Genomic DNA, 13602 nt, shown 5'->3' on the forward strand with positions numbered 1-13602 from the left:
GTGTCAAGGCACGCTTTCCCGCCTTGACACCACCTGCCGGCCGTGGAACAATCCCGCCTTCGGGCCGGCGGGAACCAGAGTCACCGGAAAGCCGGATAAAAAGCCAAATCGGCGTGCGGCCCCAACCGGGCCGCCAAAGCCGCAGCAACCCGCGCAGCGAACTCCGAAACCGCCGTCATCCGGACGTACCCGGCATGCTTTGCCAAATCCCGCCACCAGGTCACAAAAGCCGCCTCCCGGCTGACCGGGGCAGCGTGCCGGGACAGGTTCAACGCTCCCAGCTCCTCCCCCGTGATCAGCCAGACCCGCAGCAGCTCGCTCGACGTCAAATGCCCGGCAAGCACCTCGTCATCGGTAAACGCCGGCCAGACCCCGACCACCTCGGCCCGCCAGGCCGCGATCATCGCCTCGCTCATCCCCGCCGGCAGCGCCAGCGCGTCCGGCCAGCCGGCGAACGGCAACCGCAGGTGAGCCGCATCGACCAGGGCCGATCGGACGCAGCCGTTCTCGAAGTCCAGGAACCGGACGCCCTGCCCGGTGACCAGGTTGGTGTCCGGACTCAGCTCGACCGGGCTGAACGCCCGGAACCCCGCCGCGCGCGACTGCTCCACCGCCGCCATCACCTGCGCGAGCACCTCGTCCGGCACCGGAATCCCGAGGCGCTTCTGGATCAGCGAAGGCACCTGCGCGCACAACGCGTCGACCCCGTCGGAATCACCCTTCGCCGGCCCGCCCAGGCGCCGCAGCAACGCGTTGAAGTCCGCCTCGCGGCCGGCCGTGCTCGCGTGCAGGCGGCCGAGGGAGCGGGCCCAGGAGAGCAGCGCCCGCTCGGCCGCGCGGGAGTCGCGGGCGTAGAGCTTGTCCTCCAGCGTCGGCGTGCGGCCCAGGTCCTCCAGCACGAGCACGCGGTCGCGGCCGTCGTGGGCCACCAGTTCCGGGCACATCCGCTCGTCCGGGGCCAGCGCCGTGAACAGCTGGTAGCTGACCGCCTCCTGGGCGAACGGGTCGGCACCGGACTCCGGCCGGTCCGGGTAGTGCTTGATGACGAGCGTGCGCGGGAGCGCGAACGACGACACCACGCGCGCGCGGACCACCGTGGCCGGCCCGCTCCCCGCGAGGTCCTCGGGTCCGACCAACGTGATCGCGCTGCCGAACCGGCGTGAGAGAACGGACTCGCCCGCCGCGACCGCCGCGGCGATGGCAAGCTGCTCGGCTCCTGCCCCGACTCCAGCGTCGCCGGTGGAGGAGGTGTCGACTGTCATTGTCACCGACCCTACTCGTGACTGAGCAACCATGACTACTGACATCCGGACAAAAAGGGGCATCCCGCTTGAAGACGGGTCACCCGCGTGAAAGCGGACGCGTTCCCACCCGTGAACGTTGCCCATTCCGGCGCACGATCAACACAATGGCCGCAGCTGCAACGATTCCGAGAAGGTTGACCAGCAGCTGCCCGACGGACTGGACGCACCGGCTCCACTCCCCCGCCACGGCCGCGACGACCGCATACCCCGCGGCCGGCACCGTGGTCACGGAGATGAACACGCCCACCAGCGCGGCCGACTTCGCCGACGTCATCGCCAGCATCCCGGCGGCGCCGGCGAGCATCGCGACGACCAGGGACGGCACGCCGACGGAGAAGACGAAGTCGACCTCGTGGTTCTTGTCCAGCCGGAACGCGTCCGCCCCGAAGACGTCGGTCGCGCGCACGAGCAGCGCGCCGCCGAGCGTCACCACCATCGCCAGCGGGAAGCCCGCCCCCAGCGCGGCACCCGCCCGCCGGACGAGGTCCCAGCGGCGCAGCACCAGCCCGACGGCGAGCGCGGCCAGCGGCCCGAATTCCGGGCCGACCACCATCGCGCCGACGATCGTCACCGCCGAGTTCGTCAGCACGCCGACCGCGGCGAGCAGGCAGGCGATGGTGAGGAAGGCCAGGAACGTCACGTTCAGCCGGGATTCCTCACCGGTCCGCGCGACCAGTTCCTCCCACACGACGGCGTCCGCGGCTTCGCCCGGCGCGGCTTCTTCCGCCCGGTCGGCGGCGTCGGACAGCGCGGTGTCGAGCGCTTCGAGCGTGATCCCGCCGGTGTGGTCGAGACCGAGGCCGCACAGCGCGTCGATGATCTCGTCCGCCGCCTCGCGGGCGATGTCCGCCTCGACCAGGTCACCCTCGGGTTCCACGGCGGCGCCGCGGTGCACGACGAGGTGCGCGGTGCCGGCGTGGGCCCGCAGGATGTCGAGCGCCGAAGCGGTCTTCTCCTGCGGGCACACGGCCCTGAGGTGCAGCACTAGTTCTGCGGGGCGGCGGCCGGTTTCGCGTCGATCCCGGCTTCCTTGCGCTGCTGCGCGGTGATCGGCGCGGGCGCCGCGGTCAGCGGGTCGTACCCGCCGCCGGTCTTCGGGAACGCGATCACGTCACGCAGCGAGTCGGCCTTCGCCAGCAGCATGACGATGCGGTCCCAGCCGAACGCGATGCCGCCGTGCGGCGGGGGGCCGAACTGGAAGGCGTCGAGCAGGAAGCCGAACTTCTCCTGCGCCTCCTCCTCGCCGAGGCCCATCAGGTTGAAGACGCGCTTCTGGACGTCGCCGCGGTGGATACGGATCGAGCCGCCGCCGATCTCGTTGCCGTTGCAGACGATGTCGTAGGCGTAGGCGAGGGCGTTGCCCGGGTCCTGCTCGAACTTGTCGATCCACTCCGGGGTCGGCGAGGTGAACGCGTGGTGCACCGCGGTCCACTTGCCGGAGCCGACGGCCACGTCGTCGCCGATGTCCTCGACCGGCGCGAACAACGGCGCGTCGACGACCCAGACGAACGACCAGGCGTTTTCGTCGATCAGGCCGAGCCGCTTGCCGATCTCGTCGCGCGCGGCGCCGAGCAGCGGCTGGGTCGACGAAGCCTTGCCCGCGGAGAAGAAGATGCAGTCGCCGGGCTTGGCGCCCGCCGCCGCGGCGACGTTCTCCCGCTCGTGCTCGGACAGGTTCTTCGCGACCGGGCCGCCGAGCGTGCCGTCCTCGTTCACGAGGATGTACGCGAGGCCCTTGGCGCCGCGCTGCTTCGCCCATTCCTGCCACGCGTCGAGCTGGCGCCGCGGCTGGTCGGCGCCGCCGGCCATCACGACCGCGCCGACGTACGGGGCCTGGAACACGCGGAACGGCGTGTCGGCGAAGAACTCCGTCATGTCAGTGATCTCGAGGTCGAAGCGCAGGTCCGGCTTGTCCGAGCCGTACTTGGCCATCGCCTCGTGGTAGGTGATGCGCGGGATGGGGCGCGGGATCTCGTGCCCGATCAGCTTCCACAGCGCGGAGACGATGTCCTCGCCGAGCGCGATGACGTCGTCCTGCTCGACGAAGCTCATCTCGATGTCGAGCTGGGTGAACTCGGGCTGGCGGTCGGCGCGGAAGTCTTCGTCGCGGTAGCAGCGGGCGATCTGGTAGTACCGCTCCATGCCGCCGACCATGAGCAGCTGCTTGAACAGCTGCGGCGACTGCGGCAGCGCGTACCAGGAGCCGGGCTTGAGCCGCGCGGGCACCAGGAAGTCGCGCGCGCCTTCGGGCGTCGAGCGGGTCATCGTCGGGGTCTCGATCTCGACGAAGTCCTGGGCGTGCAGCACCTCGCGCGCGGCGCGGCTGACCTCGCTGCGCAGCCGCATGGCCGCGGCCGGGCCGCTGCGGCGCAGGTCGAGGTAGCGGTGCTTGAGCCGGACCTCTTCGCCGACGTCGACCCGGTCGTCGATCGGGAACGGCAGCGGCGCGGCCTCGGACAGCACCTCGAGCCGGGTCGCGAGGACCTCGATCTCGCCGGTGGGGATCTCGGCGTTGGCGTTGCCCTCTGGGCGCTTCGCGACCTCGCCGACGATCTTCACGCAGAACTCCGACCGCAGCGCGTGCGCGCGCTCGGCCATCTCGCCTTCGCGGAAGACGACCTGGGCGACCCCGCTGGCATCGCGGAGGTCGATGAAGATGACGCCGCCGTGATCGCGCCGCCGGGCCACCCATCCGGTGAGGGTGACGGTCTGTCCGGCCTGTCCGGCACGCAGGGTGCCGGCGTTGTGAGTGCGGAGCACTGCGACTGCTCTCCTTCGACATGGGTGGTTCGCCTGTTGAGAAGGCTAACGAACCACCCAGCGTACGACGTCGGCAGGCTCGGGAGACCAGGTGGTCAGAGGACGTACTTGGGCCGGGTCTCCAGCGCCGCGACCAGACGGTGGGCCTGGGACAGGTAGGCGGCGACCTGGTAGATGCGCCCGCCCGGGTGCGCCACCAGCCAGCCGGCGGCCGCGGTGGCGGAGGCGAAGAACGGCTGTCCCGCGCAGGCGACCGCGTCGACGCCCTCGAGCCCGAAGCCGAGGTCGACCGCCGCGACCACCGCGGCCGGCGGATCGACCAGGAGGATCCCGTGCGGCATCAGCTCGATGCGGATGCGCGTGCCGGTGACCGGGCAGATCGCCGCCGCGTGGACGCGCTCGCCGGTCGCGATGGCGAGCAGGAACATGTCGACCGTGCCGTCCGGGCCCGCGCCGAGGGTGCCCTCGGCCGGCTCGAGGCGGTGGTGGGCGCCGCGGGGGGCCGGGCCGGTCGAGACGAGGTCGCGGTGCAGGGTGAACCCGATCAGCTCGACCAGGCGGCGGGCCTCGGCCGGAGCGACGCCGACCGTCGCGGCGAGCCTGTCGACGCCCACCGGGTGCCGGCCGGCCCGGGTCAGCTTCAGGGCGGCCCAGGCGAGCCGGGCGGCCGCGACACGGTCGGTCCGCGAGGTCGTCATCGTCCGGCTCCTTTCGGGATCGATCCCTTCGACGTTAGGCGCCGGTGAGGCGGGGCGACAACGACACGATCGGACATTTTGCCGCAAACCGAAGACACCGCCCCCGAACGGCCCAGTGCGTCACCCAGTCGGTCCGAAAAGGACCCTCAGAGCAGCCGCAGCTGCTCCGCGGGAGCGGCCTCCGCCGCCGGCAGCTCGGGACCCCGCGCGTCGAACCCGGACTTGCGGTCCAGGCCGTGCCGCCGCAGCAGCGGCCCGACCCGCGCCGCGAGGCCTTCCCGGTAGGCCTTCCGCACGTAACTCCCCCGCGCGTAGAGCTCGCGGTACCGCGGAACCAGCTCCGGATGCGTGCCCGCCAGCCAGCGGCCGAACCACTCGCGCGCGCCGGGCCGCAGGTGCAGCGCGAACGCCGTCACGCTCGTCGCGCCCACGTCGGCGAGCTGGGCGAACAGGGCGTCCAGTGCCTCTTCGGAGTCGGTCAGCCACGGGAGCACCGGCGCCACCAGCACCGAGCACGGCAGCCCGGCCTCGCGGGCCTTGCGGACCAGCTCCAGCCGCGCCCGCGGGCTCGGCGTGCCGGGTTCGAGGCGGTGCTGCAGCTCCTCGTCGAGCAGGGCGATCGACACCGCGAGCCCGACCGGCACGTCGCGGGCGACATCGCGCAGCAGCGGCAGGTCGCGGGCCAGGACCGTGCCCTTGGTGAGCACCGAGAGCGGCGTGCCGGAGCGCGCCAGGGCCGTGATGATGCCGGGCATCAGCCGGTAGCGGCCCTCGGCGCGCTGGTAGGGGTCGGTGTTGGTGCCCATCGCGACGTGCTCGCGCCGCCACGACGGCTTCTTCAGCTGCGCGGTGAGCACCTGCGGGGCGTTGATCTTGACGACCACCTGCGTGTCGAAGTCGCGGCCGGCGTCGAAGTCGAGGTAAGTGTGGGTGTTCCGGGCGAAGCAGTTGTGGGACACCATGCCGTCGGCCACGAAGTCGCCGGTGCCGGTGGTGATGTCGAACAGCGGCAGCTGCAGCCCGAGCGGTTCGATCGCCTCCACGCGGCGCCGGCTCGCGCCGATCACCGCGCCTTCGAGGGACCGTTTCCACGTCACGGCCGGGTTGCCGACGTGGAAGAACCGGAGCACCTCGCCGACCCCGCCGAGCAGCCGGATTTCCTGGCGTGTCGGGAACTTCGGCACCTCGTCCAGCTGGTGGGCGAACCCGAACCGGTCGAGCGCGGCGACGAAGGCGTCGGCGATCTCGGGCTCGTCGTGCGCCACCGCGAGCACGCCGCGGCCGTAGTCGCCCGCGATGTCGAAGACGCCGGCGAGGAATCCGCGCTGCCAGTGGGCGTCCGGATCCGGCGGCACCTTGAGAAAACCGACCGACGCACCGAAGTCCGGGAGGTAGCGCAGCGCGCGGGCGGCAGCGTCCGGCTCGGCGGCGAACCCGCCGGAGCGCAGCATCCCGCAGAGGTAGCCGGCCCGGTAGCCGAGCGTCTCGTCCGGCGTCGGCGCGAACCGGCCGACGCCGATCAGCTCGGTGCCGGGCTCCAGGTGCGGCCGCTGCGCGGCGCCGAACTTGCTGCCGGTGACGTGCTTCCAGCCCTTGCTGGTGAGGAACCGGTGATCACCGCCGGCCACGAGCCGGGTGCCGTCGTCGAGCGTCACCCGGTAGGCGGCGCGCAAGGTGGTCCAGTGCGCTTCGACGCGGGTCGGCACCAGCCGCCGGGAGGCACCGTGGCCGCGGGTGCCGTAGATCTCGTCGCCGACTTTCAGGTCGGACAACGCCTTCGTCCGGCCGTCGGCCATCAGGATCCGGGTGCCGCCTTCGAGGCAGTAGGTGCAGGCGTGCGAGCAGCCGCGGTAGGGGTTGACGGTCCATCCGAACGGCACCCCGGACCCGGCGGGCACCTTGTTCAGCACCGACCGGGCGTGCACCTCGTGAAAGGTGACGCCGTCGAATTCCGGTGACCGCACCGATCGCACCAGGCCCTCGAGCCCGGGCAGTGCCGGTTCACCCTCCCCTGTCCGCTGTCGATCCCATCGCACGGCGCCAGTCGAACATATGTTCTAGACGGGTGTCAAACCGGTTCGGGACAAGCGGATCACGTGGTGCCGGTGGTGTTCGTGGGGCGGATGGGACGGCGCTGGGCCGACCGGGTGGTGTTCCGGACGGCCACCCAACCGGGCACGCCCGGCCGGCGTGGACGTCGTGCGAACCCATCCGCGACACCGGAAGGCAGGACCCGATGATCTCTCGAACCGCGAAGACCGTGCTCGCCGCGACAGTGGCGGCCGCCGGGTTGTCCGTTGCCCTCGCGTCACCCGCGGCCGCGGCGCCCGCCTACTGCACCGCTTCGAAGTCCGGCAACGGGGCGACCGCCTACTGCTACGCCTCCGCTTCCGGCACCCAGTTCCGGGCCATGGCCTACTGCCGCTACCTGACGCCCAGCGGCAGCTTCGACTACTCCTACTTCTACGGCGCGTGGCGGACCCAGGGCGACCCCCTCTGGTCCACCGCGGCCTGCGGTGCCGGGTGGAGCTACGTCAGCCCCAACGCCCAGGTGCGGTGAGACTCAGGACGAAAACCGCTCCAAGGCCCGGATCTTGTTGGTCGCGTCCAGCGCCGCCACCTTGTACGCCTCCGACAGCGTCGGGTAGTTGAACACCGCGTCCACCAGGTAGTCGACCGTGCCGCCGCAGCCCATCACCGCCTGTCCGATGTGGACCAGGTCGGTCGCGCCCGTGCCGAACACGTGGACCCCCAGGAGCTTGCGGTCCGTCGTGGACACCAGCAGCTTCAGCATCCCGTAGCTGTCGCCGGTGATCTGGCCGCGCGCCAGCTCGCGGTAGCGGGCGATGCCGACCTCGTACGGCACCGACGACGACGTCAGCTGGGCCTCGGTCGAGCCGACGTACGAGATCTCCGGGATCGTGTAGATGCCGATCGGCTGCAGCGCGCCCAGCTCGTGCGCCGGCTCGCCGAACGCGTGGTACGCCGCGAGCCGGCCCTGGTCCATCGACGTCGCCGCCAGGGCCGGGAAGCCGATCACGTCGCCCACCGCGTAGATGTGCGGGACCGCCGTGCGGTAGTTCTCGTCGACCACCAGGCGGCCGCGCTCGTCCGCGCTCAGGCCCGCCGCCTCCAGGTTGAGCTCGCCGGTCATGCCCTGGCGGCCCGCCGAGTACATCACGCCGTCGGCCGGGATGCGCTTGCCGCTGACCAGCGTCGTGATCGTCGCGTGGTCGGAGACCGCCACGTCCGCGACCTTCTCGCCGAAGCGGAAGGTGACGCCGAGGTCGCGCAGCTGGAACTTGAGGGACTCGACGATCTCCGGGTCGCAGAAGTCGAGCATGTGGTCGCGCTGTTCCACCACGGTGACCCGGGAGCCGAGCGCGGCGAACATCGACGCGTATTCGATCCCGATCACCCCGGCGCCCACCACGACCAGCGACGACGGGATCTGCTCCAGCCGGAGGATCTCGTCGGAGTCGAGCACGCGGGCGGCGTCGAAGTCGACCTGCTTCGGCCGCGCGGGCCGGGTGCCGGTGGCGATCACGACGTGGTCGGCCGACAGCGTCCGCCGGTCGCCGCGGTGGCGGCCTTCGACCAGGACGGTGTGCGGGTCGGCGAAGGAGCCGGTGCCGTCGAGCAGGTCGATGTGGTTGCGCAGCAGCTGCGCGCGCACGACCTGGACCTCGCGCCCGACGACGTGCTGGGTGCGCGCGAGCAGGTCGGCGATGGTGATGTCCTGCTTGACGCGGTAGCTGGCGCCGTAGAGCTCGCGCTGGTTCATGCCGGTCAGGTAGAGGACGGCTTCGCGCAGCGTCTTGGACGGGATCGTGCCGGTGTTGACGCACACCCCGCCGACCATGTCGTGCCGGTCGACGACCGCCACCTTCTTGCCGAGCTTCGCCGCGGCGATCGCGGCCTTCTGCCCGCCGGGGCCCGAACCGATGACGATGAGGTCGTACTCGTGCTCGCTCACGACGTCGAGCCTGCGCACCCGGCGCGCCGGGCGCAACCCCCTGCCGGTGAAGATCGGCGCGCGAGCCGATCGCGGTGTCGGCGCGCGCCGGTGCTGCCCGTACTCGCCGACGACGAGACCAGCACCGGACGGACACCGCCTCGCCGCCACGAGACCCGCGCGCGCCCCGGCCTCGGAGCCGGCGTGCAGCGGCGCTGCCCGGTACCCGCCGATGACGAGACCGCCACCCAACCGACCCCGCCTCGCCGCCACACACATGATCCGCACGCGAACCGGCCTCGGGGTTAGCGTGTCCCGGTGCTGCGCGTCTCGCTGCTCGGCGAGCAAGTCATCGCCGACGATGCTTCCGGCGCCGTGCTGACCCGGTCGCCGCGGTCGGTTGCGCTCGTCGGGCACCTTGTCGTGCACGCCGGCCAGGCGCAGCCGCGGCGGTTGCTCGCCGGGCTGTTCTGGCCCGACTCCACCGACGCGCAGGCGCTGACCAACCTCCGCCGGGAGCTGCACCAGCTGCGGCGCGTGCTGGGCGACCCGCCCTCGCTGAGCATCACCGGGCAGGACCTGTGCTGGCAGGACACCCCGTCGAGCCGGGTGGACGTGCGGGAGTTCGCCGTCGCGCACCGGGCCGCGCTGGCCGCCGGGGATCCCGGCTCCGCCGCGAGGCATGCCCGGGCCGGTCTCGAGGCCTACCGCGGCGAGCTGCTGCCCGGCCTGGCCGACGACTGGGTCCTGGCCGCCCGCGCCGAGCTCGAACGCCAGTGCGTCGAGCTGTGCGACCTGCTCTGCCGGACGCCGTCGGGCGATCCCGCCGCCGCGCTCGCCGCGGCCCGCCGCCGGATCGCGCTGCGCCCGCTCGAGGAGACGGGCTACCGGACGCTGATGGCGCTGCAGGCCGCGGCCGGTGACCGGGCGGGCGCGGTGAGCACCTACCACCGGTGCGCGTCGGTGCTCGAACGCGAACTCGGCGTCGTCCCGGCCGAGGCGACCCGCGCGGCCCTGCGGCGGCTGCTGGCCCGGCCGGACCCCGAGCCGCGGCGGACGGCCGCGCCCGGGCTCGTCGGCCGCGCCGCGGAGCTGGCCCGCCTCGGCGAGCTCTGGCGGGCGGCCGCGGCGGGCCGCGCCGGGTTCGTCCTCGTGCGCGGTGACGCCGGAGTGGGCAAGACCCGGCTGGTCACCGAGCTGGCCGGAGCAGCCCGGGCCGAGGGCGCGATCGTGGCCGCCGGCCGGTGCTTCGCCGCGCCGGGCCGGCTCGCGCTGGCGCCGGTGGCCGACTGGCTGCGCACGCCGGCCGTGCAGCGGGCGGCGGCGTCGCTGGACCCGGTGTGGCGCGCCGAAGTCGACCGGCTGCTGCCGGCCACGCGGACGGCCGGCGGCGGGCACCCGACCGTCGACGCGTGGCAGCGCCTGCGGTTCTTCGAAGGGCTGGCCCGGGCGCTCACCGCGAGCGGGCGGCCGGTGCTGCTGGTGCTCGACAACGCGCAGTGGTGCGACGAGGAGACCGGCGCGTTCGTCACCTTCTGCCTCGGCCTGCTGCCGGACGCGCCGCTGCTGGTCGCCGCGACCCTGCGCGACGGCGACCCCGGCCCCGGCGTCGCGGCCTGGACGGCCCAGCTGCGCGACGACGGCAGGCTGACCGAGCTGCCGCTGCGCCCGTTCGACGCCGACGGCACGGCCCGCCTCGGCGAGGCGGTCGCCGGGCGCCCATTGTCCACTTCGGACCGCGAACTGCTGCACGCGGCGACCGGCGGCTACCCGCTCTACGTGGTCGAAGCTCTGCGGGCCGACGATTCCCCGCCCGCCGAGGGGTTGGCCGCGGTGTTGCGGACGCGGCTGGAGCAGCCGGGCCCGGCCGCCCGCGAGATCGCCGGGCTCGCCGCCGCGGCGGGCCGGGACGTCACCCTCGAACTGCTCACCGAGGCGAGCGACCTCGACGCGGACACCGTCGTCGACGCCGTCGACGAGCTGTGGCGGCGCCGGATCGTGCGCGAGTTCGGCGGCGCCTACGACTTCACCCACGACCTGCTGCGCGAGACGGCCTACCAGCAGGTCAGCCCGCCGCGGCGGTGGCTGCTGCACCGGCGGCTGGCCCAGGGCCTGGAGCTGCTGCACGCCGGGGACACCGACGCCGTGGCGGCGCAGCTGGCCGAGCAGTACGCCCGCGGCGGCCGCCCGGACCGCGCCGTCGCGCACTACCGCCGGGCGGCGGCCGTCGCCGCGGGGACGTTCGCCCACGCCGAAGCGATCCGGCTGCTGCGGGAGGCACTGGCGCTCGTGACGGCCCGGCCGGCGAGCGGCAACCGCGACCGGGACGAACTGGCCGTCCTCGAAGCGCTCGCCGGGCCGCTCAACGCCCACCAGGGCTACTCGTCGCCCGAGCTGCAGCGCACGCTGGAACGGTCGCTCGCGCTGGCGGAGTCGCTCGGCGACGCGGAGGCCGCGCTCACCGCGCTGCTCGAGCTGTGGTCGTCGCGCTTCGTCCAGGGCCGGACGGTCCAGGCCCACGAGGCGGCCGAGCGGGCGCTGGGCCTGCTCGCCCCCGGGACGAGCGCCGAGCAGGGCGGTTCGGCGCACTTCATCGTCGCGGGCTCGGCGCTGAGCCTCGGCCACGACCCGGCGGGGGCGCTGCGGCACTTCGAGCTGGGCGCCGAGCGAACGCGCGGCGCGTCCTCGTGGCCGATCGGCACCCGCCCGGACGTCCACGGGCCGGCCTGGGCGGCGCACGCTCACTGGCTGCTCGGGCACGAGGAAGAGGCCGTGGCGTGCGGCGCCGAGGCGATCGCGCTCGCCCGCCGGATCGACCACCCGTACAGCCTGGCCATCGCCTTGGCGTACGCGGGGATGACGCACCAGATGCGCCGCAACCGGCAGGCACTCGGGGTGGTCGTCACGGAGCTGCGGGCCCTGTGCGAACGGTACGGCTTCGCGTACTACCGGGAGTGGGCGCTGCTGCTGGGCGGCTGGGCCCGCGGCGGCCCGGCCGGCCTGGCCGCGGCGCAGCAGGGCGTCGCGAACCTCAAGGCCGAGGGATCGTTCGCTCGGATGCCGTACTGGTTGTCGCTGGTCGCCGAGCTGTCCCCACCGGAGGCGGCCCGGGCCACGCTGGACGCGGCACTGGCGGCCGGCGAGGCCCGCGACGACCGCTGGTGGCTGCCGGAGGTCCTGAGATTGCGGGCGGGCCACGACGCCGACCCGGTCCCCCGGCTCCGGGCGGCCGTGGAGCTGGCCCGCGCCCAGGGCAGCATCGCCCTGCGGCGGCGGGCGGAGGCGGACCTGGAGCGGTCCTGACCAGGCCCGAACGACCCGAACGCTGGGCGAACGCCCGCTGCCTACGTTCCCCTCCGGAACCGAACTCCGAGAGGGGCCACCATGACCACCACCGCTCTGCCGCACGAAGAACTGGCCGCCGCCCTGCGCGGCGACCTCGTCACGCCCGCCCACCCCGGTTACGACGAGGCCCGGGCCGTCTACAACGCCATGATCGACAAGCGCCCGGCGGCGATCGCCTACTGCCGCGACGCGGCCGACGTCGTCGCCTGCGTCCGCTACGGCCGAGCCCGCGGCCTGGACATCGCGGTGCGCGGAGGCGGCCACAACGCGGGCGGCCTGGGTGTCGCGAACGGAGCGCTGGTCATCGACCTGTCCCGCCTGCGCAGCACCACGGTCGACCCGGTGAAGAAGACGGTCCGCGCCGACGCGGGCTGCACCTGGGGCGACGTCGACCACGCCACGGTGGCGTTCGGGATGGCAACGCCGTCGGGCATCGTCGCGTCCACCGGGGTGGCGGGCCTGACCCTCGGAGGCGGCATCGGCTACCTGGCCCGCCGCTTCGGCTTGACGGTCGACAACCTGCTGGGAGCGGACGTCGTCCTCGCCGACGGTTCGTTCGTGCACGCTTCGGAGTCCGAGCACCCGGACCTGTTCTGGGCCTTACGAGGAGGAGGCGGCAACTTCGGCGTGGTCACGTCGTTCACGTTCCGCTGCCACGACATCGGAGAGCACGGCGTGGTGATCGGCGGGCCGGTGCTGTACGACCTGGCGGACACGCCGGAGGTGCTGCGCTGGTACCGCGAGCTGCTCCCCGCGCTGCCGGAGGAGCTCAACGGCTGGTTCGGCTTGCTGACGGTCCCGCCGGCACCCCCGTTCCCGGAGCAGCTGTGGGGCCGCAAAGCCTGCGGAATCGTCTGGTGCTACACGGGCGCGCACGACAAGGCGGACGAAGTCCTGGAGCCGGTTCGCTCGTTCGGTGAGCCGCTGCTGGTCGGCCTCCACGACCTGCCGTACACGGCACTGCAGGGAGCATTCGACGCGCTGTATCCCGCAGGCCTCCAGTGGTACTGGCGAGCGGACGTGTTCCACGAGATCTCCGACGAGGCCATCGAAATCCACCTGAAGAACGGCGAGAAACTGCCGACAATGCATTCATCGATGCACCTGTACCCGATCGACGGAGCGGCCGGCAGGGTGGCCCCGGACGCAACGGCCTTCCCCCACCGCGGGGGCGGCTGGTCGGGAGTGATCGTGGGCGTGGACCCCGCACCGGGGAAGGCAGGGGAAATCGCGGAGTGGACCCGCACCTATTGGGACGAACTCCACCCGACATCGGCGGGAGGAGCGTACATCAACTTCATGATGGAGGAGGGCCAGGACCGAGTGAAGGCGTCATACCAGGGCAACTACGAAAGATTGGCGGCGGTGAAGAGGAAGTACGACCCGGAGAACATATTCCACATCAACCAGAACATCCGCCCAGCCTGACAACGCACCCGGCCACCAACGGCACCCAGACCCCCCGCAACCCCGATCCGAAGCCAGAACACGGACGGCGAACCTTTGTCAAGGCACGCTTTCCCGCCTTGACAAAGGTTCG

9 protein-coding genes are annotated in these 13602 nt (G+C 72.7%); 3 read left to right on the forward strand and 6 right to left on the reverse strand.

The features are described 5' to 3' along the window. Window positions 1-80: 80 nt before the first annotated feature. The 5 genes from ACWDN5_RS42860 to ACWDN5_RS42880 form a co-directional block, all read right to left on the reverse strand. Window positions 81-1262: a phosphotransferase gene (locus tag ACWDN5_RS42860; protein WP_449680297.1), complete on the reverse strand. Its 1182-nt coding sequence runs from the start codon at window positions 1260-1262 to the stop codon at window positions 81-83. A 79-nt stretch (window positions 1263-1341) separates the two neighbouring features. After that, on the reverse strand, window positions 1342-2289 hold the full coding sequence (locus ACWDN5_RS42865; RefSeq protein ID WP_449680298.1) for a DUF389 domain-containing protein: 948 nt from the start codon (window positions 2287-2289) through the stop codon (window positions 1342-1344). Then, window positions 2289-4064: an aspartate--tRNA ligase gene (gene aspS / locus ACWDN5_RS42870; protein ID WP_310974973.1), complete on the reverse strand. Its 1776-nt coding sequence runs from the start codon at window positions 4062-4064 to the stop codon at window positions 2289-2291. The genes ACWDN5_RS42865 and aspS overlap by 1 nt, the downstream gene beginning before the upstream one ends. 95 nt (window positions 4065-4159) lie before the next feature. Next, window positions 4160-4762 (reverse strand): organomercurial lyase, encoded by a 603-nt coding sequence (gene merB / locus ACWDN5_RS42875; protein WP_449680299.1) that lies wholly within the window; start codon window positions 4760-4762, stop codon window positions 4160-4162. A 146-nt stretch (window positions 4763-4908) separates the two neighbouring features. Further along, window positions 4909-6798 carry an intein-containing Rv2578c family radical SAM protein gene (locus ACWDN5_RS42880; RefSeq protein WP_449680300.1) on the reverse strand — a complete coding sequence of 630 codons (1890 nt, stop codon included), beginning with the start codon at window positions 6796-6798 and terminating at the stop codon, window positions 4909-4911. A 200-nt stretch (window positions 6799-6998) separates the two neighbouring features. Between ACWDN5_RS42880 and ACWDN5_RS42885 the strand changes: the two genes are divergently transcribed. Continuing rightward, window positions 6999-7322, forward strand: coding sequence for a hypothetical protein (locus ACWDN5_RS42885; protein ID WP_310974970.1), 324 nt, complete (start codon window positions 6999-7001; stop codon window positions 7320-7322). 3 nt (window positions 7323-7325) lie between these two features. Here ACWDN5_RS42885 and sthA read toward each other — a convergent pair whose 3' ends face one another. Then, a complete protein-coding gene (gene sthA, locus ACWDN5_RS42890) occupies window positions 7326-8738 on the reverse strand; it encodes a Si-specific NAD(P)(+) transhydrogenase (RefSeq protein WP_310974969.1) in 1413 nt (470 codons plus the stop codon). Between the two features lie 297 nt (window positions 8739-9035). Here sthA and ACWDN5_RS42895 point away from each other — a divergent pair, with 297 nt between their 5' ends. Further along, the gene (locus tag ACWDN5_RS42895) at window positions 9036-12020 is read left to right on the forward strand and encodes an ATP-binding protein (protein WP_449680301.1); all 2985 of its coding nucleotides are present in this window, start codon (window positions 9036-9038) and stop codon (window positions 12018-12020) included. 81 nt (window positions 12021-12101) lie between these two features. Continuing rightward, complete coding sequence (locus tag ACWDN5_RS42900; RefSeq protein WP_449680302.1) at window positions 12102-13490, forward strand: FAD-binding oxidoreductase; 1389 nt, start codon at window positions 12102-12104, stop codon at window positions 13488-13490. The last annotated feature ends 112 nt before the right edge of the window (window positions 13491-13602 follow it).

The sequence above is a fragment of the Amycolatopsis sp. NPDC003731 genome, assembly GCF_053586895.1.

Excerpts from the sequence above, each read along its gene's own strand:
- merB (WP_449680299.1), bottom strand. The coding sequence starts at position 4,762 with ATGACGACCTCGCGGACCGACCGTGTCGCGGCCGCCCGGCTCGCCTGG.
- ACWDN5_RS42860 (WP_449680297.1), bottom strand. The coding sequence starts at position 1,262 with ATGACAGTCGACACCTCCTCCACCGGCGACGCTGGAGTCGGGGCAGGA.
- ACWDN5_RS42885 (WP_310974970.1), top strand. The coding sequence starts at position 6,999 with ATGATCTCTCGAACCGCGAAGACCGTGCTCGCCGCGACAGTGGCGGCC.
- ACWDN5_RS42900 (WP_449680302.1), top strand. The coding sequence starts at position 12,102 with ATGACCACCACCGCTCTGCCGCACGAAGAACTGGCCGCCGCCCTGCGC.